Genomic DNA, 25873 nt, shown 5'->3' on the forward strand with positions numbered 1-25873 from the left:
TGCCGCGGCCATGACTACTGCTTTCCGATCAAAATTTTATCCAGCCCATACACGCGATCGAGCACGAACATGGTAACGGCAGTCAGCACGATAATGAGCGCCGAGACAGCTGACAGCATCGGGTTGATTGATTCGGTCGCATACATGTACATTTTGACGGGCAGTGTAATGGTGGTGGGCGAGGTCAGGAAAACAGACATGGTCAGTTCATCAAAGCTGTTGATGAATGCCAGGATCCATCCACCGAAAATGCCAGGCATGATCAACGGAAAGGTAATGCGCCGAAACACCGTCCACTTGCCCGCACCCAGCGACTCGGCGGCATGTTCGATACTCTTGTCAAAGCCCACCAGCGAACCCAACACCAGCCGTATCACATATGGCGTAACGATGATGACATGCCCCAGGATGAGCCATAACAGGCTGCCGCGCACGCCCAGCATGGCAAACAGGCGCAGCAGGGCGACGCCCATGACCAGACTGGGAATCATCAAAGGCGACAGGAACAGGCCATTGACCACATGCCGGAAGCGAAACTGTCCGCGGGCAATGGCAAACGCAGCCGGCAACGCCAGTGCGGCGCTAATGGAGGCGCTGGCAAAGGCCACCCACAAACTGGTCTGAAATGCCGCAATAAAGCCCGACTCGTTAAAGACGGCCTTAAACCAGCGCAATGAAAAACTGGTGGTTGGAATAGATAGCACGTCTTGCGGTGTGAAGGCCACCAGGCACACAATGACCAGCGGCGCAAGAATAAAGATCGTGACCAGCGTGTTGAACAACAGCGAGAGGGGTCCGTTTTTCATTGCTTACCCCAAACTGCGCTTATACGAGCGCTCAAGAATTTGATTGTAGGACATCATAATGATCAGATTCATGATCAGCAGTAGAATGGCCAGGGCCGCCCCCATGGGCCAGTTCAGATCAACCATGAACTGCTCATAAATGCTGTTGGATACCATGCGGGATCGACCGCCGCCCAGCAGCACAGGTATCGCAAACGCACTGGTGGAAAGACCAAAGACAATCAGGCTGCCCGACAGTATGCCCGGCGTGGCCTGCGGCAGAATGACCCGCTTGATGGTCTGCCATTTGGAGGCATTGAGTGAATAGGCCGCCTTGATGGTTTGCGGATCAATCTTGTTAAGCGATGTCCACACCGGAATAATCATAAACGGCAACATGACATGCACCAGGCCGATCACCACGGCAGCAGAGGTGTATAGCAGCGACCCCAGGCCCATCATCTCGGTGAGTTTGCCGATAGGCGACATGGGGTTAAGCAGCATGCTCCAGCCGAAGGCGCGCACCACAAGTGAAATAAGCAGAGGCGACAGAATGACCAGCAGAAATACCGAGTTCCACGGTGCCTTCATGCGACTCAGAATGTACGACTCCGGCACGCCGATCAGCACGCAAATGAGCGTGACCAGACCCGATATCCACAAGGTGCGCCAGAATACCGTGAGCGTGTAGTTGCTGGTAAAAATTTCTATGTATTGTTCAAGCGTCCAGCCCGCTTGCACACCCAGGTCGTAATCGTAAGGCCGGAATGACAGCACGATGGTGAGCACCAGCGGCACAATCAGCAAACCAATGAAAAGCAGGGTTAACGGCATGGCGCCCAGAAAGCTCAGGCGCCGCTTGCGCGCCGGCGTGGCGCCAGGATCAGGATGCGTCATGGTCAAACATTCCCGGCAGGCTCGGCAGTGAGCACCCTGAGCGCATCTTCGTGCCAGTCCAGGCTCACATCTTCACCAATTTTATAAACCTGTTGGTGGTTATTGATCACCGAGACAACGACCAGTCCGAAGGCGGTTTGCACCTCGTACATCCACAAATTGCCAAGGAAAAAACTGTTTTTGACCGTACCGGCAAAACGCCCCTGGCCGTGCCGGTCAATGACGATTTTTTCGGGACGCACCGACACCAGTGCCTCGGATGTACCCGCACTTGAGGTTTCTGCATGTGACGTACGATTAGCATTGTCTTTCAATGTGATGCGTTGGCCGTCCAGATCGAAGTGAGTACCCTGCTCTGTGGCCGTAACCGTGACAGCAAAGGTATTGGTCTTGCCGACAAAACGGGAAATAAAGGGGGTGGCCGGATTTTCATACATCACGTAAGGCTCATCAATTTGTATAACTTTGCCTTCGCGCATGACGACCACACGGTCGCTGACTGACAGCGCTTCGGCCTGGTCGTGCGTCACCATGATGGTGGTCGTACCTGCCTGTTGCTGAATCCGGCGTAACTCAAATTGCATCTCTTCACGCAAATTGGCATCCAGATTCGACAAGGGTTCGTCCAGCAACAATACCGGCGGCTGAATCACCAGCGCACGTGCCAGAGCCACACGCTGACGCTGACCACCCGACAGCTCACGCGGGTATCGCTGTGCGAATTTCTCCAGTTGCGCTACGGCCAGTGCGTCCCTGACGCGCCGCGCAATGTCGCTACCCGATACCTTGCGCATTTCCAGACCAAAGGCCACATTCTTTTCAACTGTCATATGCGGGAAAAGTGCATACGTCTGGAAAACAATGCCCAGCCCCCTTTCATTGGGTTTGGCAAACGTGATGTCTGTGCCGTCCAGAATGATACTGCCGGCGGTAACGTCTACGAACCCCGCAATCATCTGCAAAGTGGTGGTCTTGCCACAGCCCGAAGGACCCAGCAGCGAAACGAACTCGCCTTTGGCAACGTCAAGGGAGAGATTGTCGACAGCGGTGGTGTCCGCAAATTTTTTGGTCAGGCCGTGCAACTGCAAAAAAGCATACGTCCTCACTTCGTTCAATTTGATCTTGTTCCGCGGGCTGCGCTGTTATGTCGTACGCAGCAGCATGTGAGGTGATACGGCGGTAAACAACCTGGCATGCAGCAGGGGGAACGCACAACAGTCATGCTGTATATGACAGTTGTATTAACCCGATAATTGTCCCTTGCATGGCCTGATTTATATATTGGTATTTCTACTAATAAAATTATTTTTATTTATATTTCATTTATTGGAAAAATATATATAATAATTAATAATTAATTTCATTAATCAGAATACAACAATGGACCAGAAATCAAACAGTGCACAGGGTGTTCTTACCAAAGGCTTGGGTATTTTGCGCTTGCTCAGTGATGCCGGACAGCAAGGGCTACGCGTGACGGATATTGCCCGCCAGCTTGAACTTTCCCAGGCCACGGTGCACCGGCTGTTGCAAACACTGATTGCTGAAGGCTTTGTTGTGCAGCGGCAGGGAAGCAAATCCTATACGCTGACTCTGGAACTGTTCTCCCTGGTGGCGCGTGCGCATCACAAGGAATCATCGCTACGCGCCATCTGCCGCAGTTCCATTCTCAGAATTGTGGGAACACTGCAGGATTCTGCCTTTGTGCTATTGCGAGACCGCTATGACGTGGTGTGTATCGATAAAATGGAAGGCAGCTATATCACGCAATCACTCACCGGCGGCATCGGCGGACGCATTCCCATTGGCCTGGGCCAGGGAAGCATTGCCATTCTTGCGGCCTTGCCGGAAAGTGAACAGAACGCCATCCTGTCATTCAACATCCCGCGCTTCTACCAGGAAGATGGCATTGATGAGCCACAGTTGCGCGCGCGAATCAAACAGGCGCAGCAAAACGGTTTTGTGCTGAACACGGGCCCAGGCAAACTCACGGGCATAGGCGGTATTGCCGTGGCGTTTACCGATAGCACGGGCTATCCGGCAGGAGCCATAGGTCTGAGCGTCCTTACCGAAAGGCTGACGCAGGAGCGTCTGCCCTTTATTGTGGATATTCTGAAACGTGAAGCGGCAGCGATCAGCAGCAATTTGAATCCCTTTGATCCGGCCCTGGGCAGCCCGCATATGGCACTGTCCAACTGATCAGCATGTTCGCTGATCTGCAAGACGTTCACTTGCTCCAATTGCAAGCGCAAATTGCAAGCGCAATATGCCGCGTCATCCGGAACACGGCATACGCAGGCATAATCAGCGCTCGGCGCTGGCCCTGATGCCCTGATAGAAAATAGCGCTTTTGACACCCAGTGCCCGTAACGGCTCTGGCGGCAACCAGGCTGGGCCGCCCAGCCCCAATACCGCATCCAGTTCTTCTGAGGGATGGTTCAGCATCAGCTCGGCCAACAGACGCCCATTTACGGTGCCGCGCAGCACGCCCGAGCCATTACAACCCAGCGAACCATAGATGCCCTCAGCCAGCTTGCCGAAAAAGATGCCACCGTTACGCGTGAGCGCGGTGGTTCCGCCCCAGACAAATTCAAAGTCGTGCGATGCCATTTGTGGAAAGCGGCGTTTGTAGTAGCTCTTCAGCATGGTGGTGTAGGCCGTGGCACTGCGCTCTGATTCATATGAATAGGCGCTACGCACCATGAAGCGATTACCCGACACTTTGCGCAATGTCGTACCAAGGCGATGCGCCGGCAGCAGGCCCCATTGTCTGGCGGGCCCAAGAGCAGCAGCCTGTTCGTCAGAAAGTGCGGGTGTCAGCCCCGCATATGTGTAAATGGCAATCAGGCGGTCTTTCAGAAAACCCAGCCTGCGGGCAAAGGCATTATTGGCAATGACCAGTTGACCTGCAGAAAAATCACCCTTGCTGGTCGATACGGTATAGCGGCCCGCACCACCGGTAATCCGATTGGCAAAAGTCTCTTCCAGTAAAGTGACATTTGCCGGGAGCGTGTCGGCCAGACCCCGATGCATGGCAGCAGGCTGCACAAATACGTTATTGCGCGTGTAATAACCAAAATCGTAATAACGCGTCCCCAGTCGCTGTGCCAGCTGATCCTGGCTCAGCACTTCGGTGTCAATACCCAGCCGCTTGTTTTTATCGATGCCCGACAGGAGCGAAGCTTTGCCGGCCGGCGTGGCCGACGCATTGTATTTACCGCTATCTTCATCCCAGTCGCAATCGATACGATGCGCCTGCAAGGTACGCTTGAGCCATTGCAAACCATGTTCGTAAACACGAATCTGCATGCGTCCCAGAAGATCGTCCTGTGCAGGATCCTTCACAATCCCCGAACGGGGGAACGTGGACATGAACCCGGAATTGCGACTTGATGAACCCTCACCAATTACACTGCCTTCCAGCACGAGCACTGATTTGTCCGGTGCCAGTTCCGCCAGACGGCGGGCCGCAGACAAGCCGGTAAAGCCCGCCCCGATGACAATGAAATCAAAGGCACGAGGGCCTTGTGGTTCCGTGTTGGCCGTGCGCGCAGGCAGCAGCGCATTCCAGCCGGAACGGTTGTTATAGTGGGGCAAATAGGGATTTTTCACGCTTATTGACTTGGGACAGAAAGAACGGAAGAGTTTTCCATCATAAGTGGCCGGCAGTAATTTTCAATCGTTTTGTCACATCTGCATGAAAACCGCGGCAAATGTGTAATCTATCTGCAACATGAGGCAGCGGGGACGTCTTTTTGAGAACAGTGAAGCACATGCAGGCTGTATCGGATGACAAGAGTCATTCCCGCCTATGCTCGCGATTGCCACGCCAGCCTGCGGCCTGGCTTGCCAGGAGCCGCCACGATTTACCTGATGGCAATATGCACGCTCACTTCAATCGCTGTTTCCTCGCGCCCCCGATAGACTTCAAAATCGGTAGTGAAGGCTCGCTGGTGGGGGGCATCTTCACGTTTGAAATAATCCCAGATATCCAGCCATACCCGGATAACCGTTTCGGGCATTTTCCCCTTGCCGGTAAAAACCAGATACTGCCCCGACGGCACCGTTACTTCAACCAGGTCCAGGTTGCATTTTTCGGGCTTGTGAACAGCACCTGCCGTCACGGTATAACGGCCGTCCTGACCGGACTCGTAGCCCCCATAGACCCCATAGACCGGGGCATCTGCGGGCAGCTCGGGCACCAGCTCCGTGTACACGTCATGCCAGAGCAAGGGCAAGCGTGCCGTCTTCAAGGTTTCTTCGTCGGCGTTACAGGTGCGGGTCTGCACGCCCAGGACGCGGAATGAAGGCAGGTTAACGATGCTCATGGCCTATCCCTTTTAGTGCCATGCAAAGATGGCGTAACACAATGTGATCCGGTTTAAAGCTGGCGCGATGCGGCAATTTTTTTGTCGGTGTTGTATTGGCTCAGGGCATAGACGGCCCACAATGCGGCGGGTAGCCAGCCAATCAGCGTGATTTGCAGAATAAGGCAAACGATCCCTGCAATGGGACGTCCGATCGTGAAAAACACGACGAAAGGCAGAAAAATGGCGAGCAGTAATCTCATGAAAAATTCCGTAATACGATGCAGTTTATTATGGGCGATATAACATCGCACATGGCGACGAATCCCGTAATATCAAGGCTGTATTATAACGGCTGGCTACAGTACAGGTCGTTCCCGGGTATGCCGGACGCGGTTGCGGGGGAGGATGGGGCTGACTCAGCACCCGCCGTTTACCGACCCCTGTCGCCTGCCCTTTCAGGTTCTTCACCTTTAGTTTTGTTTTTGAGCTTTATTTTTATAAAAGGATCGCGTATGTCTCCACAGGATATTCTGGACTTCTGGTTTCAAGAAACCCCTTCTGAACAATGGTTCACCAGCGATCCACAATTTGACGCAACGATTCGTGAGCGCTTTACCGACGTATGGCAGCAAGCCACACGCGCCGAACTCAGTGGCTGGCGCAGCACCATTCGTGGGCGCCTTGCTGAAATCATTGTATTGGATCAATTCTCGCGCAACATTGGTCGTGGCACACCTGCGGCCTTTGCTCAGGATGCCATGGCGTTGGTGCTGTCGCAGGAGGCGACGCGCACGACTGAATTTACCGAGCTGACCCAGCAGGAGAACAATTTCCTGCTGATGCCCATGATGCACTCTGAATCCACTGTCATTCACCAGGCGGCCGAATGTCTTTTTCGCAAGTATGGCTCAGAGGAGTCCTATCAATTTGAACTGAAACATAAAGCCATTATTGACGCTTTCGGTCGGTATCCGCATCGCAACGAGATTCTGGCACGCCCGTCTACGCCAGAAGAAATCGCCTTTCTGCAAGAACCTGGTTCATCGTTTTGACGCGAGTGATTCCGGCCTGACTGCGCTTCTTGTGATCACTCACGACGTTCCCGGCCCGCCGGCCTCTGTGTACGCATCTGGCTCGACAGAAACGGGGAGGCGCGGTTGGCTCGGCACTTGCACATGTACGGCGCCAAGCCTTACGCCACACTGAATTTCCCGAACTTGCACAACAAAATAGGGGTTTTTACGCATCCGTTTTAAGAAAGTATTTGACCGTGATATTTTCTGTGATTATCATTATTTGACCAAGCAATTATTGCTTACCCAATCATTGAACCTACATTATTCCAGCCCAACGGGAAAAGCAGGTTATGCCACCGGCATCGCCTGGATCCGCATTAACGGCTGATCATTACGGTTATCATTTTCCATGAGTTCCAATTCAAATCCCACGACGGCCACTCCCGACGCACCGTCCGCCGTTCCCGCTTCTGCCGATGCAGGAGCAAAAGCTAAGCAAAAGAAAAAGCCCGCCGGCAATAAACGCAGCTTTCTGTTCAAACTGCTATTTCTGGTAGTTGTGGTTATCGCCGTTATTGCAGGTGTCATGTATTACCTGAATGGCCGCTGGTATGAAAGCACCGACGATGCCTATGTGCAGGGCAATATTATTCAGATCACACCGCAGGTTGGTGGCACCGTGGTGGGCATTTTCGCCGATGATGGCGACTTTGTGCATGCCGGCGATACGCTGATCCGCCTGGACCAGACCGAGGCAGAAGTGGCGCTGAACGAAGCCAAGGCTGCATTAGCCAAAACCGTAAGAGAAGTGCGCAGCCTGTACAGTCAGGCCAGCGGTGCCAAGGCCACATCGGGCGCCCAGCTGGCCATGGTGCAGGCTCAGGAATCCGCGGTCAAGGGCGCCAAAACAGCGCTGGACAAAGCGCAGGCCGATTACGGCCGCAGACAGAAACTGGTTAAATCCGGCGCTATCTCCGCAGAGGAAAGCGCCCACGCCAGAGACGTATTTCTGCAGGCTCAAAGCCAGTATCAGTCTGCACTCAGCCAGCTTGAAGCCACTCGCAGCCAGTTGACGGCTTCCGAGCAGACCGCTGAGGTGAGCAATGCACTGGTGGCCGGCACGTTGATTAACCAGCATCCCGATATTCTGGTAGCCGAAGCCAAACTGAAAGCCGCCTATCTGACCTTTGTACGCAGCACCATCACCGCCCCCGCCGATGGCTATGTGGCCAAGCGTGCCGCACAGGTTGGTCAGCGTGTTGCAGCCGGCAGCGCCATGATGGCCGTAGTGCCGCTGAAAAACGCCTGGATTTACGCCAACTTCAAAGAAACACAAATGAAAGATATGCGCATCGGCCAGCCCGTGAGCATTACTTCAGACCTGTATGGCGATGACGTGGTTTATGACGGCGTGATCAGCAGCCTGGGTATTGGTACAGGTAGTGCCTTCGCCCTGCTGCCCGCGCAGAATGCGACCGGCAACTGGATCAAAATCGTGCAGCGTATTCCGGTACGGGTGGAGTTTGCCAAGCCCGAGCAACTGGAAAAACATCCGCTGCGCATTGGCATGTCCATGTTTGTTGAAGCCGATCTGCACAATACCGATGGCGCTGTGCTTGCCACCGGCGTGAACCCGAACAGCAAGCTGCAAACGACGATTTATGATCAGCAGGTCGCAGCAGCAGACCGCCTGATTGCCGACATTGTGCAGCAGAATCTGGCGACCAGCGACGCGGATACCAAAAAAGCCGATGAGTAACCAGAAAGCCAAGACGCCGCCAGGTGCGCCTGCGCAGCCGTTTGCTCCCGCCAGCCTGTGGCTGACGACGCTGGGCCTGTGTCTGGCCACCTTCATGCAGGTGCTGGACACCACGATTGCCAATGTATCGTTGCCGACCATTGCCGGTAATCTGGGCGTGAGTTCATCCCAGAGTACCTGGATCATTACCTCTTTTGCGGTCAGCAACGCCATCACCCTGCCTCTGACGGGCTTTCTGAGCCGGCGCTTCGGTGAGGTACGCCTGTTCAACATCTGCACAATTTTATTTGTGATTACGTCGTTTCTTTGCGGCATTTCCACAAATATGATGGAGCTGATTGTTTTTCGTGCCCTGCAGGGTGCGGTGGCAGGCCCGATGTATCCGATCACGCAAAGCCTGCTGATTTCCATTTATCCCGCGGCGCGGCGCGGGATGGCGCTGGCCATCCTGTCCATGGTCACGGTGGTGGCGCCGGTGGCCGGTCCGATCCTGGGCGGCTGGATTACCAGCAGCTATTCGTGGGAATGGATTTTCTTTATCAATATTCCGGTAGGGCTGCTGGCCAGCTTTATTGTCTTTATTCAGATGCGCGCGCGTCCGGTCACGATTATTAAATCGGGCGTGGATTATATGGGTCTGATTCTGCTGATTGTGGCGGTGGGCTCACTGCAGGTGGTGCTGGATCTGGGTAATGAGAAAGACTGGTTTGGTTCTGACTTTATCGTGGTGCTGACGATTGTGGCGGTGATTGGCACGATTGCGTTCCTGATCTGGGAGCTGACGCACCCCGATCCTATCGTGAATCTGACCCTGTTTCGCCATCGTAATTTCGCCTTCGGCACGCTTGCGCTTATTTTCGGCTACTCCGCCTTTTTTGCTATCGGCCTGCTGATTCCCTTATGGCTGCAGCGGACCCTGAACTATGACTCAATGTGGTCGGGGATTGTGTCTGCGCCGATTGGTATCCTGCCGATCTTTCTGGCGCCGATTGTGGGTAAATATGCCAATCGTGTAGATTTGCGCATATTGGCCGCCCTGTCGTTTATTGTGATGTCGATCACCTCGTTCTGGCGTGCCGACTTCACCACCGACCTGGACTACATGCATATTGCCATGACGCAGCTGGTATTGGGCCTGGGCGTCGCGTTCTTCTTCATGCCGGTGCTCACTATTCTGCTGTCCGATCTGCGCGCAGATGAGATCGCTGCCGGCTCGGGTCTGGCCGCCTTCCTGCGGGTACTGGGTGGCAGTTTCTCAGCGTCCATTACCACCTTCCTGTGGGACCATCGCACGATTATCCATCATGCTCAGCTGAGCGAAAATATCAACGTCTATAACCCGACGGCCGTAGAAGCGCTGAAGCAGTATGGTGATACCACAGAGATTGCTGCCTACAACATCAATAACCTGATCAATCAGCAGGCATTGCAGATATCATTCAATGAGGTTTTCTGGGGGCTGGGCTGGCTGTTTGTATTACTGGTAGGACTGGTCTGGCTGACCAAACCGCCATTTATGGCCAAGGCAGGCGCGCCGCCGTCTGGCGGGCATTAAGGCAGATAGAAGGCTGGCGGCACGGGCGCAGCCTTCTCCTGGTCCTTGCGATCACCCCATATGGATCTGTTTGCCATCGACCTTGACCAGGTCTTTGGCAGTGACCATGGTGTATTTAGAATGCAGGCGGGCAGACTGTTCGGCCTGATAATCGATGGTGCCAGCCCGCATGTGTTCAACCTCTTCGGTGATTTTGAATGAGGTGCGACTCATGAAGGACAGGCGATCCATGATGGATTCGTACACCTTGCCGATAACGCGCATCATGCCAACTGTGGTTTTCACTTCACGACCGACATATTGCATTTCATCGACCACGCACTGCCCTTTCCCGGCGCTCAGCTTCAATTGTGCGGTGTTCAGATCCAGCGCAGTACCACCGTGCAATTGCATGGCAGCGGCACTGCTGATATTGACCGAATCGGCCGAAATATTCAGCGCGCCCGGTACACTGACCACTGATTCACTCTGCTGTGCCTGTTCGATGACGGCGATCAGGTAAACGCGATCCCGCTCAGGGCCGCTGATCAGCACCGTATCGTTCACCTGAGGCTGCAGCAGGCAGCTGGCAGCGCGACGGCAGACCCATTCATGACCATCGCACTCAACCACAAACGTCTGCTCGTCCTGCTTTTTCACGACACCGATCAGGTGGACCGGATCGTAGACGGGGTAGGTTTTAGGCTGGGCAACTGAAGACATGTTTATTCCTTTGGCGGTTGATCGTCAATGTACAGCAATTTATACGGCCGGCCGGGCGCCCATACGGGGCTTCCAGCGGGCCAGTTCGCCGTGCTGCATGGTAGACAGCACAAGCTCGGACATCATATTAATGGACACATGCCGGGCAAAAAACTGCTCCAGCACGGCACCGAACAAATAGGGGCTGACACCGGAAAACGCCCCTTCATCCACTTCCAGATGAATGCGCGCGCCCCTGCCGAATACGATGGGGCCCGGCACGGGCAGGCGATGGTGCACAGCCTCTACCCTTACATGCCGAACGCCATTGATTTGCTTGGCAATGGCAGGATCGGCGATATTTGCATATATTTTTAACATTTCACGCAGGGTTTGTGCGCCTTTTTCTGTATCCAAATCAATCAGACTCAGGTAATTGAGGCCCAAATGGCTGATCAGGTGCCAGGCATAAGCGCCCTGGGCCAGCGCCGGCCGGGGCCGAGACGGGCCACGCAGGATCTTGATACCCTCAATCGGAGCCGACACACGCAAGGCCAGATCATTCTTCTGACCGATAGGCATCAGCATGGGCAGATCGCGATTGGTGCACAGCACATCCATGCTCAGATGCCGCAAATCCTCGGAAAACGGCGCCTGATTTTTATCCACAAGTGAAATAAAGACTTCACTGCCGATATAACCGGTACGTGCACCGTTGCGTGCGGCGGTATCAGACAGCAGACGGGGCTCACGCCGCATGGAGTAGTAGGCACCATAGTCGTCTGAATCGCTGCCCAGCGACCCGAAAAAGGGTCGAAATTCCTTTTCTGTCAGATCAGATACATTCGAGTAGCCTGCCACGCGCGTCGGGCTGAACACCTCAAAATCCAGCGGCCGGGTACGATCCACTACCAGATGATATTCGTGGGTATTGGGCGAAACCGTGATCCGGTCCGCTTTTTTGGGAAAAAGATTGACAACCGGCGTGCAGTGCAACGCCAGATTTTCGGCCGTTACATTGCCTTCCAGCTCGGGTATATCCTTGTCAAACAGGAAGGTGAGTTCAAAGCTGCGGCTTTCCTGACCGGCCGCTGCATTAGCGCTCGCAGCGAGAAGCGAAGCCGGCAGTTTGAGCGCCTTTTGCATATTGTTGACGCTGAAGAACATGAAGCGCGCCGGAAAGGCAAAATATTCCTGAATAATGCGATAGCCCTGGAAGATCCGCGCTTCGGCCGGCAGCAGCGCCTGATCGCTCTCAAAGCCCTCATGACGTATGTCATTGACATTGATGCGATTAATCCATTTGACCGGCTTTTCCACATCATGGCACAGCACCGTGATGGTGTGCCCCATAATGAGTTCCAGCAGGCGCTGCATATGAATGTCCTGACCGTTCAGATGAAATACCAATTGGTCCAGCTTGAATTCGTGCAGCTTGACGCCACCCTTGATTTCCAGGCGGATGCGCAGCGAGCTGCGTACAGGCTGGTTGCGGTTGTTCAGATTCATCCGCTTTAAGGGCAGATCGGGCGGCACGCCCGAGAGCTCGGCCGCCGTGACCTGCAATGGCCATAGCGTCAGTTCATGGCCGGACACAAATTCACAGGGCGTCTGTTCTGTTTTGGGAATGCGGCCGCGCATGACCGTCCCCTTGGGCAGCGTAAAGCCTTTGGCCAGGCTGCCCTCGTTCATGCTGGGCGATACCTGCACCACAGCCATGGAGGGAGTCGGCGCCAGATAATTCGGATACACCACTTCAAGCAGCCGCTGCGAAAACTGCGGGAACTCGGCATCCATTTTCATATGGATGCGCGCGGTCAGAAAGCTGAAGCCTTCCAGAAGCCGTTCAACATACGGGTCTGCAACCTCGATGCCATTCATGCCCAGCCGGCCGGCGATCTTGGGATAGTGATCGGCGAACTCCTTGCCCATTTCGCGAATGTAGGCAAGTTCACGGTTGTAATAATCAAGAAAACGCGGTTCCATCAGAGCGCCCCCTGTTCCTGCAGATCCATGTGGCCGCTTTCCAGATCAATGTCGGTACGGAACAAAAACTCACGCGGATAGGGGTTGCACCATAGTTTGCCGCGGATTTCCAGGCTGAGCACATTATGATGCTCCAGCGCAGTCACTTCGCTCACGCAGGCCACTTCCAGCGAATCGGCCAGAATACGCGGTTCGAAATGGATAATGGCGTTTTTGATAGACTGCTCCATATCCACCCAGTCGATCTCGGACATGCGTCTGCCGGCCAGCGCTTCCACACCGAAATTGACGGTGGAGTTACGCACCTGTGGAAAGGCATCCAGGTCATCGACGGTTTCGATATTGACCGTATTGAGCACCCAGCGCAAGTCGCGCAGAACCGCGTGACGCAACGTATCGTAAGTGATCATGACGCTGTCGCGGGTTTCTTTTTTCTTTAACGGTTCGTTGTCCGTGAGACGATCCAGTAATGCGGGCTGCAAACGGTCCTTGGCAGCGCGACGCTCGCGCATGCCGAATGCCGTCCGTTTGCCTGAAATGTCTTCCATATCCATATACGACACACCTGTAACTATCTTGCTCTTGTTCTATTGCGCTTCCCGATACAGGCAGAAGGTCAGTTCAGCTGCCCGTGATGGAAGGTGACGCTGCGCATATCCAGCAAGGCATATTCGCCCGCGTCGGTCATCCACATTTTCTGCCCGGTTCCGAAATAGATGTCTTCGCTGATTTGCTGCCAGTCTGTGCGACGCGACAGATTGCTGGCGTCGTCCAGATCGGCATAATTCTTATCGGCAGGCGCCGGATAACGCGCCGGGATCAGGCCGATCTGAGAACGGCCGCTCACAAGTGTGATTTCAGCCTGAATCCAGATCAGATCGGTCAACCCCTCCGGCGGGATCAGTCGCAGGGACTGGATCATATCCATGGGCACCCAGCCATAGCGGCCGTTGGCAATCACTTCGCATACGGGGCCAAGTCGGCTATCGCCGTCACACAGCCATTCAAATGGCTGCCCCTCTTCTTCGCCATTGACCAGCACCGTGCCTGAAATAGCCGGGGCCGCCTCCAGTGCCTGTTCGCGCAGCGCGTGCGCCGTTTCAGCATCACTGCGCAATGCTTCAAGCAACATGGCCATCCACTCGGGTGGCTGCTCAAAGACTGCAGGCGTTTTCTCACCCCGGAACACGGCTTCGCGCTCCTGTTCGGCCGTGATGGCGCCGGTGTAAAGGACAGCAACGGGCTGGGCCTGGGCATTCATTTCCGAACTCAGTTTCAATTGCTCGAAAGCCTTATCCCACAATCCCTTGACGGCCAGCAACTGAAACAGCCGGGCACGCAGATCGGCATCTGCCGGTTTTTTTCTTATCTGTGCCTTCACCTGATCGAGCTGTTCATCAACGCTCTTGCCGTCCAGTGCCTTTATGATGCCTGTCATATTCATTCCGTATTAAAAAATGCAATGAGCTAACAGATACCCAGGGGGGCATACCTGTTAGCTCTTGTGGAGCCGGTGAAGGCTCCCCTACTGTTAACGCAACAAACGTGGATTAACCGACGATTTTGTTTTGTTTAACGTCATAGGCAACAACAGATTCAGCGCCTTTGCCGCCTTGCTCTGTTTGCTCCCAATACTGCTGTTTAACTTTAGCAGCCTGGAAAGCATAGCTAACCATCATGGCATCACCGTCGTGGGCGCCTGTGTATTGAACAGAAGTCACCAGAACGTCTTCCAGTGTGATTTTTGAGTATTCAACCTGTGTACCACCGGCTTTGCATACAGATACTTCAACCTTGCTCAGGTGTTTACCTGTAGAGCAGTGTTTCATCACTGCAGGTGCAGCACGGTCAATGCGGGCAACAACGTTCAGGTCGTTGAAGCTGGCTTTGCCTGTACCACCGCCACCACCGGTAGCCATAGAACCGGGCTGTGTTGCACCCCATGCGAAAGACTGAATGTCGCTCCAGTCTTTGTGGTTGGAATCCTTAGATTCACCGTTTGCACCTTCAATTTTCATAAACATATCAACAGCCACAATTTTCTCCTAGTGAGCTAATTAATTTGATTTGCGATCAGGCCAACTGGCCTGTCATTGCTTCACATACTTCTTACTGCTATGGATACCCAAAACTGCCGGATCTCCGGTTTTGCCCGGCACATCGCTTCGATGCACCGGTCAATCGTTGCTGCTCTGCTACTGGCGCCAGAGGCAGCGTTATTTCAGGACAATCAGTTATCGTTCTGTTTAAGCGACGGCAGTTTCGATACCAGACGCAGCGATACGGTCAAACCTTCCAGCTGATAATGCGGACGCAGGAAGAACTTGGCAGCGTAATAACCTGGATTGTCTTCAATCTCGGTTACCTGTACTTCAGCCGCCGCCAAAGGCTTGCGTGCCTTGGTTTCCTGCGACGAGTTGGCCGGATCGCCATCAACGTAGTTCATGATCCAGTCATTGAGCCAGCGCTCCATATCATCACGTTCGCGGAAGGAACCGATTTTGTCGCGCACAATACACTTGAGATAATGCGCAAAGCGGCAGCAGGCGAACAAATATGGCAGGCGAGCTGACAAGCGGGCATTGGCCGTGGCATCAGGGTCGTTATATTCATGCGGTTTTTGCAGTGACTGTGCGCCAATGAAGGCGGCAAAGTCGGAGTTCTTGCGATGCACCAGCGGCATGAAACCGTTTTTGGCCAGCTCAGCTTCACGACGATCGCTAATGGCGATTTCCGTCGGGCATTTCATATCCACGCCGCCATCGTCAGTTGGGAAGGTATGGCAAGGCAGGTCTTCGACCGCACCGCCAGACTCCACACCGCGAATTGAGGTGCACCAGCCATATTCCTTGAAGGAACGATTGATGTTTGACGCCATGGCATAGGCCGAGTTGGCCCAGGTATAGCGGTCGTGCGTTGCGCCGTCGGTATCTTCTTCAAAATCGAACTCGTCTACCGGATTGGTGCGTGAGCCGTAAGGCAGACGTGCCAGGAAGCGAGGCATGGCCAGGCCGATATAGCGTGAGTCTTCTGACTCGCGCAGGCTGCGCCAGGCGGCATATTCAGAGTTGGTGAAGATTTTGGTGAGGTCACGCGGGTTAGCCAGTTCCTGCCATGAATCCATTTGCATGACTTCTGGTGACGCACCGGAAATGAATGGGCAGTGGGCAGCTGAAGAGATGCGCGCCATTTCACCCAGCAGCTCGACATCGGGCGGGCTGTGATCAAAGTGATAATCGCCGACAATACATCCAATGGGTTCACCACCGAACTGACCGTACTCTTCTTCGTAAACACGTTTGAAAATCGGGCTCTGATCCCAGCCCACGCCTTTGTAGCGCTTGAGGGTGCGACCCAGTTCTTTCTTGGTGATGCACATGACACGGATTTTCAGCAGCTCATCTGTTTCTGAATTGTTGACCAGATAATGCAGACCGCGCCAGGCGCCTTCAAGTTTCTGGAACTCGTCATGGTGCATGATCAGATTGATCTGCTCGGACAGCTTGTGGTCAATCTCCGCAATAATCGCCTGAATGGTCGAATAGGCATCGGAAGACATGGTGACCGTGTTTGCCAGCGCCTGTTCAGCCAGTGTGCGTACCGCGTTCTCAACGGCTTCGCGGGCCTGATCGGTCTTGGGTTTGAATTCTTTTTTCAGTAACGAAGCGAGGCCATCGGACTCCAGTCCTTCCAACTGTACCGCTTCTTTCTGTACACTCGTGCTCATTTAACTCTTCCTGTTACTTGCTGGTATCGTCTGCGTCAGATGCAGGCTTATCGGCCTCGGGGGCAGCGGTATCCTTGTTCGGTGCAGCAGCCAGTGTTTTCATCAAGGCCGGGTTCTTCAGTACCTTGTTGATGAGTTCTTCGGCACCGGTCTTGCCGTCCATGTAGGTCAGCAGATTAGCCAGTTCAGTACGCGCCTCCAGCAACTCATTTAACGCATCTACCTTACGCGCGACCTGGGCGGGTGAGAAATCGTCAATGCTGTCGAAACTCATGTCAACACTCAGCACACCGTCGCCGGTCAGGGTATTGGGCACCTGAAACGCGACGCGTGGTTTGATGGCCTTCATGCGTTCATCGAAATTATCAATGTCTACTTCAAGGAATTTGCGGTCGTTGATATCGGCCTGCGGCACTTCGGATTTACCGGCAAGATCGGCCATGACGCCCATCACAAATGGCAACTGAATGGTTCTTTCGGCACCATAGATTTCAACGTCATATTCGATCTGCACACGCGGAGCACGGTTCCGTGCAATGAACTTCTGGCCGCTTCTGCGTGACGACATTCGTGTAGCCATTCTTTTATTCTCCAACTCTTGGCCGGCTGAACCGGCGGAACATATTTATCTAAATCTGCTTACTCTTCGCGAGGCAGCCAGCTTTCAAACTGCTCGGCGTTGTTCGGGGTGAGATTCTTCAGCATTTCATGAAAATTCAGAGGAATGGTCTGCTGAACCCGCCGAATCAGGAACGGGGCCGGGTGACTCGGTTCGTGAACCTCAAAATAACTGCTGACTTTTTCAAGTGCAACCATCGCTTCATCGCGTGTTTTGATTTGTACTTCTGTCCATGACAGCGACCGTTCCTGCACTTGCTGTGGCGCTGCCATGGTATTGCCTGCAGCGGATTCAATTTCACCGGATCCGCCACTGTTATCTGCAGCGGCACTATGTGGCTGCTCTGCCTGCACTGTTGCAGGGCTGCCTATTGCGGTTGTGATCAGCTCGAAACTGCGCTGCAACGTTGCCACGGATGGCGCCCAGTCTGTTCCGAGCTTTTCGGTAACCAGCTCCACAATGCCCTGCAGGCTCTGTGCTGCGCTACTTAGTCCGGCCATTTCTGGCGCACCCGCCAGCATCGCCTGATTCAGCGTTTCCACCAAACGGGCGCGACCACCGGGAAACAGATCACCGCGCGCGCCTTCCATGATGGATTCAGCATCGCGCAAAGATAACTGACCATGCGCACCGGTGAGCAGGTTGGCGTTTCGCACGCTTCGTCCTACACCCTGCATATCTGCCAGAGAATTGATAGCATTGATACGCGGCAGCGGATCTTCGTAATCATCTTCAATCAGCTGCGGGTACACGCCCACCCAGCATCTCTGCAGGGCATCATGCGCCAGGCGGACGCCGCAGGCATATCCGGCAAGACCGCTTTGAGACGCCCATGCGCAGGCCAGCGCCTGGATGACGCGCAAATCGCAGGTCCTGTCGCAAAGTGCAAGCGCCTGCTTTTCAACCTGATTCCAATCCGGAGCCTGAGCATCAATAATCGTATCGCCAAACTGCTGTTCCGGCTTTTCTACTATTGCCTGCTGTAATGCCAGAAAGGCGGCATCGTACTCGAGATTCTCGCCACCGTTGTCTTCGCTGAACGCAGAGAACAATTCATCAAATGTTTTCATGTACCCCGGCTATCCTAAACATGCATTATGAAACTTGTGTGACGTTTATCCTTCACACAACTTGCGCATTTCGCTACACGTTACACATTAAAAGTCATATTGAGACTAGTGAAAACCCTAGCGCGATAAAGAAATGCCAACTGAAATCTTACAAAAGTTATCGCGCATTATAAGTTTTCAGTCTTAACATAAATACGTCAATAAAACTAAAAAACACTTTATTACATATGCACACAAAGTATTTTTGTGTCATTTCGATTAACTTTGGCGATGATCCTGCATTTTCAATTGCATTTACAGTTGACGGCAATATACCTTTACATCATTTACAGGATGCAAACACATGGGAAGAGAGTGAGCGCTGATTGTTTAGCGTACGTTCTGTGGCAACCACAGAACCAGGTCCGGAATCCAGTAGATAATCATCACACCCACGATCATCAGGAAGAACATGGGCATGGCCACGCGCGCAATATAGGGCAGTTCCTTTTTGGTCATGCCGGATAAAACGAACAGGTTAAAGCCCACCGGCGGTGTGATCTGAGCCATTTCAATAACGAAGATAAGGAAGATACCAAACCAGACCAGATCAATGCCCGCCGCCTGCACGGTTGGCAGCAGCACGCCGATGGTAAGGACCACCATTGAGATGCCATCCAGAAAGCAACCCAATATAATAAAAAACACCATGAGCGCAAGCACCAGGCCGAACTGCGATAAACCCAGCGAGGCAATCCATTCAGCCAGTGACCGCGGCAGGCCGATATAGCCCATTGCCAGCGTCAGAAATTGCGCGCCGGCCAGAATCAGCGCAATCATGCAATACAGCCGGGTCGCGCCCAGCAATGATTCTTTGAAGGTGGTCCAGTTCATGGAGCCCTGGACCGACGATAGAATAAGTGCGCCCACGACGCCGACTGCGGCCGCTTCTGTCGCGGTTGCAATGCCGGTGTAGATGGAACCGAGCACCGCTACAATGAGCACCACGACCGGGATCAGATAGCGAGACTCGGCGATTTTCTGCCGGAATGTCATTGTGTTCTGTTCGGCTGGAATGGCGCCAGGATGCAGCAGTGACCACACCATGATATAACCCATGAACAAGCCGGCCAGCAGAATGCCCGGTACCACACCTGCAATAAACAGCCGTGAGATGGACACGTTGGCCGCGACGCCATACACAATCATAATAATGGATGGCGGAATAAGCAGACCAAGCGTACCGGCGCCAGCCAGCGTCCCCAGTACCTGGTCGTCGGGATAACCACGGCGCTTGAGTTCGGGAATCGTCATTTTGCCGATGGTGGCGCAAGTGGCTGCCGATGAACCCGACACGGCGGCGAAAATGGCGCAGCCAATAATATTGGTATGCAGCAGTTTGCCCGGCAAACGGCTCAGCCATGGCGCCAGACCACGAAACAAGTCTGTAGAGAGCCGCGAGCGAAACAGAATCTCACCCATCCATAAAAATAGCGGCAGTGCCGTGAGTGTCCAGCTGGAAGCCGCTCCCCAGATGGTGAGCGACATGGCGTCACCGGCCGGCCTGGAAGAGAACAGCGCCATGGTCAGCCAGGCGCAACCGGACAGGGTCAGGCCAACCCATACCCCGGCACCCAGAAAGCCGAAGATGGCAACCAGCAGGACAATAATGACAAGTGACTCATTCATAATGCGTTCCGCGCAGCATGCGCATGATTGGCCGGTAATCTATCCCGACACGAATTACCCAAAGGCAATCGACTTAAACAGAAATCAGGTCTGCATGGAAACCGGCTCTTCCTCTGTTCGCGAGTGGCCTTTTTTTATCGAACTGATAAACTCATCCACAATCGCAATACAAAACAACACGCAACCCATAGCCATCCCCAATTGAGGGATCCACAACGGTGTCGCGTCTTCTCCGGTAGACAGATCGTGATAGCTGTATGAGTCCATCACCAGCTTGATGCTGAACCAGGCCAGCGCCCCCGACAGCACGATTGCAACCACAAGTGTGAACAGGTTCAGATAATGGCGCGCACGCGGCTTGAGCGCCGCCAGCACCAGCGTGACGCGAATATGTTCATTCTTGCGAAAGGTACTGGCCAGCGCCAGAAAGCCTGCCGCGGCCATGGAATAACCCGCATAGGCATCCAGCCCCGGGAAATTCGTGCCCATTTGCCGGATGATGATAGACCACAGCACAAACACCAGAATGCCGATCATGAACAGCCCGGCAAGCCAGGCTGCGCCTTCATAGATACCGTTAAGCAAACGTCTCATTTTGCTTTATAGTCTTTCAGCAGTTGCTCACCATCTGCACCGGCTTTCCTGGTCCAGTCGGCGATCATCCCTTCCCCGATTTTGGTCAGGCCGGCCACCAGTTCGCTTGACGGTTTAACGATCTCGGTCCCATTCTTGGCCAATTGCTCGTTATACCATTGGGTTTTTTCCTGGGACAATTTCCAGCCATATTTTTCGGCATCAGCAGATGCATCCAGCAAGGCCTTACGCTCTTTGTCATCCAGTGCATCAAAGGCTCTCTTATTGACGATCACCGCGTTCTTGGGCAACCAGGCCTGCATGTCGTAGAGTTTTTTCAGATACTCGTAGGTTTTGGTGTCGTAGCCGGTAGAGCCCGATGACATATAGGAATCGACCACGCCCGTGGCCAATGCCTGAGACAGTTCCGCCTGCTGAATGGTGACCGGATGAGCGCCGACTTCCTGCGCAATTTTGGATGTAACCGGGCTGTATGCTCGCCATTTCAGGCCTTTCATATCCGCAACCGAATTGAGCACTTTATTAGTGTAGATGCCCTGCGGGGGCCAGGCGACGGAATACAACAGCTGCATGCCCTGAGAGGCCAGTTTCTTTTCCAGATAGGGTTTCTGTGCCTGATATAGTTTCCAGGCCTGCTCATAGCCGGTAGCCAGGAACGGCAGGCCGTCCAGCTCATAAATAGGATCTTCGTTCGCGAAGTTGCTCAGCAGAATTTCGCCGGCCTGTGCCTGATTACCCTGCACCGCCCGCTTGATCTCCGGCGCTTTAAACAGCGAAGCGTTGGAGTGAACCGTAATCTTGAATTCACCACCCGTCGCATCGGACACGGCCTTCACAAAGCGCATGGCAATTTCCGTGTGAAAATTGGAGTCCGGGTATGCCGTTGGCAAGTCCCATTGCGTAGCGGCTGAAGCATTCACGCTCAATAGCGCGGTAGCGAGCGCGGTCAGAACCAAAGATTTATTTTTCATGGATGGCATCCTTCAATGGCAGGGTTGCAAGGCCGCCGACGCCATCGAATCGTCGACAGGATCTGGCGGACTGGCAGTTTCGGTTATATCAGCGCGATGGCTGTCATAGTGCAGAGAATATAAGATTTTTGCGACAAGGGCACGAGAAGATTTTCAGGCAAAGGGAAAACACTGATAAAGCCTGCACCGAAACCGGGCGGCGCCAAAGCAGGCGTGCCACAGGCTGGTGCCCGCATAGGAACAGTCTCACCGCAGGTGCCAGGGCCGGGTTGTACGCCGTACCGCACCGCGTCATTCATGCCGGTGTGTTGCCGATGGAACGATACCGAAGGAAACACTGGCACGATTTGTGCTGATACACTTGCATGAAGCGTTTGCCAGAACGATGGCAGGCGCAATTTTCAACATCACTATTTTTTGAATCAGAGACAGGCAGGACACACAACATGAGCAAGTGGCAATTCTGGGTAGACCGTGGGGGCACCTTCACCGACATCGTCGCAATCACGCCGCAAAAAGCCTTAATGACCAGAAAGCTGCTCTCGGACAATCCCGATCATTATGAAGATGCGGCGATTGAAGCAATACGCGATCTGCTTGATGTTGCCAAAGGTGATCCGATTCCGGTTGAAAAAATTGATTGCGTCAAAATGGGGACGACGGTTGCCACCAATGCACTGCTTGAGCGCAAGGGCGAACGTGTTGTTTTTTTGACAACGCGAGGCTTCGCCGATGCCTTGCGGATTGCGTATCAGAATCGCCCCCGACTGTTCGATCGTCATGTCGTACTGCCGGAAATGCTTTATGAACAGGTCCTGGAAGTAGATGAACGGATCGATGCGGCCGGCGAAGTCATTCATGCCATGGGCGAGCAGGTCCTGCGCGCACAACTGCAGACGGCTTACGATCAGGGCCTGCGCAGTATTGCAATTGTGTTCATGCATGCCTGGCGCAATGCCGATCATGAGAAACGCGCGGCACAACTGGCGCAGGATATCGGCTTCACACAGATCTCTGCTTCGCACGATGTCAGCCCGTTGATCAAGTTCGTGTCGCGCGGTGATACGACAGTGGTAGACGCCTATTTGTCGCCGATTCTCCGGCGCTACGTCGATCGGGTGGCCGCGCAACTGCCCGGGGTTAATTTAATGTTCATGCAGTCGTCGGGCGGCTTGTCGGACGCGCATCGCTTTCGTGGCAAGGACGCTATTTTGTCGGGCCCGGCCGGCGGCATCGTTGGAATGGCACGCAGCAGCCAGCAGGCGGGCTATAAAAAAATCATCGGTTTTGACATGGGCGGTACATCCACCGACGTGTCGCATTTTTCCGGTGTTTACGAACGTGATTATGAAACCTCTGTAGCCGGTGTACGCATGCGTACACCCATGATGCGCATCCATACGGTAGCCGCCGGCGGCGGCTCCATTTTGCATTTTGACGGCGCACGCCTGCGTGTCGGACCGGATTCGGCAGGTGCCAACCCCGGCCCCGCTTCTTATCGTAAGCAGGGCCCCCTAACCATCACCGACTGCAATGTCATGCTGGGCAAAATCCAGCCGGATTATTTTCCAGCGGTATTTGGTCCCAACGGCGATGAACCGCTGGATGCGCAGGTCGTAACTGAAAAATTCGGCATGCTGAGCAAGCAGGTGAGCGAGGCAACAGGTCGACCGGTAGGCCCTGAAGAGGTGGCTGCGGGCTTTTTGGCGATTGGCGTACAAAATATGGCCGAGGCCATCAAACGTATTTCTGTACAGCAGGGCCATGATGTCACGCGTTATACGCTGACCACCTTCGGTGGTGCGGGTGGTCAGCACGCCTGCCTGGTGGCCGATGCGCTGGGCATGACAACTGTGTTTGCTCATCCTTTGGGCGGGGTGCTTTCGGCCTACGGCATGGGCCTGGCCGATCAGGTGGCCATTCGCCAGCAGACCGTGGAAAAGCCGCTGACAGACAGCCTGATCCCTGAACTGGAACAATTACGCGGCGAGCTTGGCGAACAGGCCAGCGCAGAATTGCAGACACGGCTCACGACAGGCATGCAAATCGTACTGAACACCCGCGCTCAATTGAAATACCAGGGCACAGATAGCGCGCTGGAAGTGGATTTTGCCGATGCCGGGCAGATGCTGACGGCATTCAATGAACAGTACCGCCAGCGGTATTCTTTTCTGATCGAAAACCGTCCGCTGGTGGTAGAGTCCTTGCTGGTTGAAGCGGTGATTGCGGGAAGCCGGATTGATGAAGCAACGATTACGCGACATGATGATAGCGAACCCGTCGCCGATGCTCACCGCCCGATGTACAGCAACGGTGCCTGGCATAACGCGCCCGTGTTCCGTCGGCAGGCGCTGCAGGCCGACGACGTGATCGCAGGGCCGGCCATTATTTCTGAAGAGAACCAGACCACCATTGTTGAAGCCGGCTGGTCCGCAACCCTGAACAGCAAGGATCATCTGATTCTGACAAGGACGATCCCCCTGCGTAATACGCAAGCCATTTCCACCGATGCTGACCCGGTGATGCTTGAAGTATTCAATAATCTGTTCATGTCCATTGCCGACCAGATGGGACTGAGTCTGCAGAACACCGCCTATTCAGTCAATATCAAGGAACGGCTGGATTTTTCCTGCGCGATTTTCGACGCGGAGGGCAATCTGATTGCCAATGCGCCGCATATGCCGGTACACCTGGGATCCATGAGCGAATCGATCAAGACCGTCATGCGCGAAAACGCCGGGAACATGCAGCCGGGCGATGCCTATGTGGTGAATGACCCCTATCACGGCGGCACGCATCTGCCGGACATCACGGTTATTACACCTGTGTTTGATCGTGAACAAACGCAGATTATTTTTTATGTCGGTTCCCGCGGCCACCACGCTGACGTAGGCGGACTCACGCCCGGCTCCATGCCGCCGGATTCCACGACCATTGAAGAGGAAGGCGTGTTGTTCACCAATTTCCAGCTGGTTCGTAACGGCCAGTTCCGCGAACGGGAAGCACGTGACATTCTGATGTCGGGCAAATATCCGGCCCGCAATCCGGATCAGAACCTGGCCGATTTACAGGCGCAGATCGCCGCCAACCAGAAGGGTGTTCGGGAACTTCATGCCATGTGTGATACGTTTGGGCTGGCAGTGGTACAGGCCTATATGCAGCATGTACAGGATAACGCCGAGGCGTCGGTGCGCCGCGTGATTCCTTTGCTACGTGACGGCAGCTACACCTATAAGCTGGACAACGGTGCCGTGATACAGGTGGCGATCCGGATTCATGACGATCGTGAATCGGTCACGGTTGACTTTACGGGGTCCTCTGCACAGTTGACCAACAATTTCAATGCGCCCGCCTCTATCGCCGTTGCCGCTGTTCTGTATGTGTTCCGGACGTTGGTGAACGATGAGATTCCGCTTAATGCGGGTTGTCTGAAGCCTATTAATATTGTGATTCCGCAGGCGTCGATGCTCAACCCCGAGCCACCGGCATCGGTAGTGGCCGGCAATGTCGAAACCTCCATGTGTATCGTCAATGCCTTGTATGGCGCATTGGGCGTGCTCGCGGCCAGCCAGGGCACGATGAACAACTTCACTTTCGGCAACGCGCGCTACCAGTATTATGAAACCGTCTCCGGCGGCACTGGTGCCGGGCCCGTGTTGCTGGACTCGGACGATGAAGGTTTTGACGGCACGTCATTGGTACAGGCGCATATGACCAATTCGAGACTGACGGATCCTGAAGTGCTGGAACTGCGCTTTCCCGTTAGACTGGAGTCGTATGCGATTCGCCATGGCTCGGGCGGCAAAGGTAAATGGCGTGGCGGCGATGGCGGCGTGCGGCGCATGCGTTTTCTGGAATCGATGACAGCAGCCATTCTTTCCAATAACCGCCAATACGCGCCTTTCGGCCTGAAAGGCGGCGAGCCGGGCCAGACCGGGCGGAACTATATTGAACGTGCTGATGGTTCTGTGACTCACCTGGGCCCGCAGGACAGCGCCGATCTGCAGCCAGGCGATACATTTGTGATTGAGACGCCGGGAGGGGGTGGCTACGGTAAGGCGGAATGAGCTTGCACGGGTCCAGTTGATGGTGGTTGATGGTGGTACAGGAGAGATGGACATGCCAGCATTGCACCGTGCAAAACACCTGATTCTCCTGGTCGCGGAGCAGGCGGAGCCTGCTGGTTAAAATTTCATATGTATTAGTCCCGGAACCATTTGTATTGTTCCGGGAAG

General features: G+C 54.2%; 22 protein-coding genes. 5 read left to right on the top strand and 17 right to left on the bottom strand.

From position 1 onward, the window contains the following. Positions 1–14: 14 nt before the first annotated feature. The 3 genes from MIM_RS20060 to MIM_RS20070 are packed head-to-tail and all read right to left on the bottom strand — an operon-like array spanning position 15 to position 2797. Positions 15–806: an ABC transporter permease gene (locus MIM_RS20060; RefSeq protein WP_025374551.1), complete on the bottom strand. Its 792-nt coding sequence runs from the start codon at positions 804–806 to the stop codon at positions 15–17. A 3-nt stretch (positions 807–809) separates the two neighbouring features. Beyond that, the gene (locus MIM_RS20065; RefSeq protein WP_025374552.1) at positions 810–1682 is read right to left on the bottom strand and encodes an ABC transporter permease; all 873 of its coding nucleotides are present in this window, start codon (positions 1680–1682) and stop codon (positions 810–812) included. A gap of 2 nt (positions 1683–1684) precedes the next feature. Then, positions 1685–2797 carry an ABC transporter ATP-binding protein gene (locus MIM_RS20070; RefSeq protein WP_245592782.1) on the bottom strand — a complete coding sequence of 371 codons (1113 nt, stop codon included), beginning with the start codon at positions 2795–2797 and terminating at the stop codon, positions 1685–1687. Between the two features lie 265 nt (positions 2798–3062). On the opposite strand from MIM_RS20070, the gene MIM_RS20075 reads away from it, so the two are divergent. Next, positions 3063–3881, top strand: coding sequence for an IclR family transcriptional regulator (locus MIM_RS20075; protein WP_052342352.1), 819 nt, complete (start codon positions 3063–3065; stop codon positions 3879–3881). Positions 3882–3986: 105 nt separating this feature from the next. Here the strand turns inward: MIM_RS20075 and MIM_RS20080 are convergent, their stop codons facing one another. The 3 genes from MIM_RS20080 to MIM_RS20090 all read right to left on the bottom strand — a co-directional run bounded on the left by MIM_RS20080 (position 3987) and on the right by MIM_RS20090 (position 6252). After that, complete coding sequence (locus MIM_RS20080) at positions 3987–5294, bottom strand: NAD(P)/FAD-dependent oxidoreductase (protein WP_025374555.1); 1308 nt, start codon at positions 5292–5294, stop codon at positions 3987–3989. 254 nt (positions 5295–5548) lie between these two features. Then, positions 5549–6010, bottom strand: a complete 462-nt coding sequence (locus MIM_RS20085) for a GyrI-like domain-containing protein (RefSeq protein WP_025374556.1) — start codon at positions 6008–6010, stop codon at positions 5549–5551. A gap of 53 nt (positions 6011–6063) precedes the next feature. Continuing rightward, the gene (locus tag MIM_RS20090; protein ID WP_025374557.1) at positions 6064–6252 is read right to left on the bottom strand and encodes a YqaE/Pmp3 family membrane protein; all 189 of its coding nucleotides are present in this window, start codon (positions 6250–6252) and stop codon (positions 6064–6066) included. Positions 6253–6504: 252 nt separating this feature from the next. Here MIM_RS20090 and MIM_RS20095 point away from each other — a divergent pair, with 252 nt between their 5' ends. The 3 genes from MIM_RS20095 to MIM_RS20105 all read left to right on the top strand — a co-directional run bounded on the left by MIM_RS20095 (position 6505) and on the right by MIM_RS20105 (position 10322). After that, positions 6505–7044 carry a DUF924 family protein gene (locus MIM_RS20095; protein ID WP_025374558.1) on the top strand — a complete coding sequence of 180 codons (540 nt, stop codon included), beginning with the start codon at positions 6505–6507 and terminating at the stop codon, positions 7042–7044. 373 nt (positions 7045–7417) lie between these two features. Further along, the gene (locus tag MIM_RS20100) at positions 7418–8767 is read left to right on the top strand and encodes an HlyD family secretion protein (RefSeq protein WP_025374559.1); all 1350 of its coding nucleotides are present in this window, start codon (positions 7418–7420) and stop codon (positions 8765–8767) included. After that, positions 8760–10322, top strand: a complete 1563-nt coding sequence (locus tag MIM_RS20105) for a DHA2 family efflux MFS transporter permease subunit (RefSeq protein WP_025374560.1) — start codon at positions 8760–8762, stop codon at positions 10320–10322. Before MIM_RS20100 ends, MIM_RS20105 begins: the two co-directional genes overlap by 8 nt. 51 nt (positions 10323–10373) lie before the next feature. Here MIM_RS20105 and MIM_RS20110 read toward each other — a convergent pair whose 3' ends face one another. From MIM_RS20110 to MIM_RS20160, 11 genes are all read right to left on the bottom strand, one after another. Next, entirely contained in the window at positions 10374–11024 is a 651-nt protein-coding gene (locus tag MIM_RS20110; RefSeq protein WP_025374561.1) for a DUF3540 domain-containing protein, read from the bottom strand. A gap of 39 nt (positions 11025–11063) precedes the next feature. After that, a complete protein-coding gene (gene tssF, locus MIM_RS20115) occupies positions 11064–12989 on the bottom strand; it encodes a type VI secretion system baseplate subunit TssF (protein WP_025374562.1) in 1926 nt (641 codons plus the stop codon). Continuing rightward, positions 12989–13543: a type VI secretion system baseplate subunit TssE gene (gene tssE, locus MIM_RS20120; RefSeq protein WP_025374563.1), complete on the bottom strand. Its 555-nt coding sequence runs from the start codon at positions 13541–13543 to the stop codon at positions 12989–12991. The genes tssF and tssE overlap by 1 nt, the downstream gene beginning before the upstream one ends. A gap of 62 nt (positions 13544–13605) precedes the next feature. Then, positions 13606–14427 (bottom strand): type VI secretion system accessory protein TagJ, encoded by an 822-nt coding sequence (locus MIM_RS20125; RefSeq protein WP_025374564.1) that lies wholly within the window; start codon positions 14425–14427, stop codon positions 13606–13608. Between the two features lie 112 nt (positions 14428–14539). Next, the gene (locus MIM_RS20130) at positions 14540–15025 is read right to left on the bottom strand and encodes an Hcp family type VI secretion system effector (protein WP_025374565.1); all 486 of its coding nucleotides are present in this window, start codon (positions 15023–15025) and stop codon (positions 14540–14542) included. Between the two features lie 194 nt (positions 15026–15219). Beyond that, positions 15220–16716: a type VI secretion system contractile sheath large subunit gene (tssC, locus tag MIM_RS20135; protein WP_025374566.1), complete on the bottom strand. Its 1497-nt coding sequence runs from the start codon at positions 16714–16716 to the stop codon at positions 15220–15222. A 13-nt stretch (positions 16717–16729) separates the two neighbouring features. Continuing rightward, entirely contained in the window at positions 16730–17296 is a 567-nt protein-coding gene (tssB, locus tag MIM_RS20140) for a type VI secretion system contractile sheath small subunit (RefSeq protein WP_025374567.1), read from the bottom strand. Positions 17297–17355: 59 nt separating this feature from the next. Then, positions 17356–18405 (bottom strand): type VI secretion system protein TssA, encoded by a 1050-nt coding sequence (gene tssA, locus MIM_RS20145; protein WP_025374568.1) that lies wholly within the window; start codon positions 18403–18405, stop codon positions 17356–17358. 369 nt (positions 18406–18774) lie between these two features. Continuing rightward, positions 18775–20073, bottom strand: coding sequence for a TRAP transporter large permease (locus MIM_RS20150; protein WP_025374569.1), 1299 nt, complete (start codon positions 20071–20073; stop codon positions 18775–18777). Positions 20074–20157: 84 nt separating this feature from the next. Continuing rightward, a complete protein-coding gene (locus MIM_RS20155) occupies positions 20158–20667 on the bottom strand; it encodes a TRAP transporter small permease (protein ID WP_025374570.1) in 510 nt (169 codons plus the stop codon). Then, positions 20664–21638, bottom strand: a complete 975-nt coding sequence (locus MIM_RS20160) for a TRAP transporter substrate-binding protein (protein WP_025374571.1) — start codon at positions 21636–21638, stop codon at positions 20664–20666. Before MIM_RS20160 ends, MIM_RS20155 begins: the two co-directional genes overlap by 4 nt. A gap of 446 nt (positions 21639–22084) precedes the next feature. Here MIM_RS20160 and MIM_RS20170 point away from each other — a divergent pair, with 446 nt between their 5' ends. Further along, entirely contained in the window at positions 22085–25705 is a 3621-nt protein-coding gene (locus tag MIM_RS20170) for a hydantoinase B/oxoprolinase family protein (RefSeq protein WP_025374573.1), read from the top strand. Positions 25706–25873 lie beyond the last annotated feature (168 nt).

It is taken from the genome of Advenella mimigardefordensis DPN7, assembly GCF_000521505.1.
Taxonomy (GTDB): Bacteria; Pseudomonadota; Gammaproteobacteria; order Burkholderiales; family Burkholderiaceae_B; genus Advenella; species Advenella mimigardefordensis.

What these genes read in the sequence shown, in the direction of transcription:
- MIM_RS20110 (WP_025374561.1), bottom strand. Translation starts at nt 11,024, where the DNA reads ATGTCTTCAGTTGCCCAGCCTAAAACCTACCCCGTCTACGATCCGGTC.
- MIM_RS20155 (WP_025374570.1), bottom strand. Translation starts at nt 20,667, where the DNA reads ATGAGACGTTTGCTTAACGGTATCTATGAAGGCGCAGCCTGGCTTGCC.
- tssC (WP_025374566.1), bottom strand. Translation starts at nt 16,716, where the DNA reads ATGAGCACGAGTGTACAGAAAGAAGCGGTACAGTTGGAAGGACTGGAG.
- tssF (WP_025374562.1), bottom strand. Translation starts at nt 12,989, where the DNA reads ATGGAACCGCGTTTTCTTGATTATTACAACCGTGAACTTGCCTACATT.
- MIM_RS20100 (WP_025374559.1), top strand. Translation starts at nt 7,418, where the DNA reads ATGAGTTCCAATTCAAATCCCACGACGGCCACTCCCGACGCACCGTCC.
- MIM_RS20095 (WP_025374558.1), top strand. Translation starts at nt 6,505, where the DNA reads ATGTCTCCACAGGATATTCTGGACTTCTGGTTTCAAGAAACCCCTTCT.
- MIM_RS20090 (WP_025374557.1), bottom strand. Translation starts at nt 6,252, where the DNA reads ATGAGATTACTGCTCGCCATTTTTCTGCCTTTCGTCGTGTTTTTCACG.
- MIM_RS20075 (WP_052342352.1), top strand. Translation starts at nt 3,063, where the DNA reads ATGGACCAGAAATCAAACAGTGCACAGGGTGTTCTTACCAAAGGCTTG.
- MIM_RS20150 (WP_025374569.1), bottom strand. Translation starts at nt 20,073, where the DNA reads ATGAATGAGTCACTTGTCATTATTGTCCTGCTGGTTGCCATCTTCGGC.
- MIM_RS20160 (WP_025374571.1), bottom strand. Translation starts at nt 21,638, where the DNA reads ATGAAAAATAAATCTTTGGTTCTGACCGCGCTCGCTACCGCGCTATTG.
- MIM_RS20085 (WP_025374556.1), bottom strand. Translation starts at nt 6,010, where the DNA reads ATGAGCATCGTTAACCTGCCTTCATTCCGCGTCCTGGGCGTGCAGACC.
- MIM_RS20065 (WP_025374552.1), bottom strand. Translation starts at nt 1,682, where the DNA reads ATGACGCATCCTGATCCTGGCGCCACGCCGGCGCGCAAGCGGCGCCTG.
- tssB (WP_025374567.1), bottom strand. Translation starts at nt 17,296, where the DNA reads ATGGCTACACGAATGTCGTCACGCAGAAGCGGCCAGAAGTTCATTGCA.
- tssA (WP_025374568.1), bottom strand. Translation starts at nt 18,405, where the DNA reads ATGAAAACATTTGATGAATTGTTCTCTGCGTTCAGCGAAGACAACGGT.
- MIM_RS20060 (WP_025374551.1), bottom strand. Translation starts at nt 806, where the DNA reads ATGAAAAACGGACCCCTCTCGCTGTTGTTCAACACGCTGGTCACGATC.
- MIM_RS20170 (WP_025374573.1), top strand. Translation starts at nt 22,085, where the DNA reads ATGAGCAAGTGGCAATTCTGGGTAGACCGTGGGGGCACCTTCACCGAC.
- tssE (WP_025374563.1), bottom strand. Translation starts at nt 13,543, where the DNA reads ATGGATATGGAAGACATTTCAGGCAAACGGACGGCATTCGGCATGCGC.
- MIM_RS20125 (WP_025374564.1), bottom strand. Translation starts at nt 14,427, where the DNA reads ATGACAGGCATCATAAAGGCACTGGACGGCAAGAGCGTTGATGAACAG.
- MIM_RS20105 (WP_025374560.1), top strand. Translation starts at nt 8,760, where the DNA reads ATGAGTAACCAGAAAGCCAAGACGCCGCCAGGTGCGCCTGCGCAGCCG.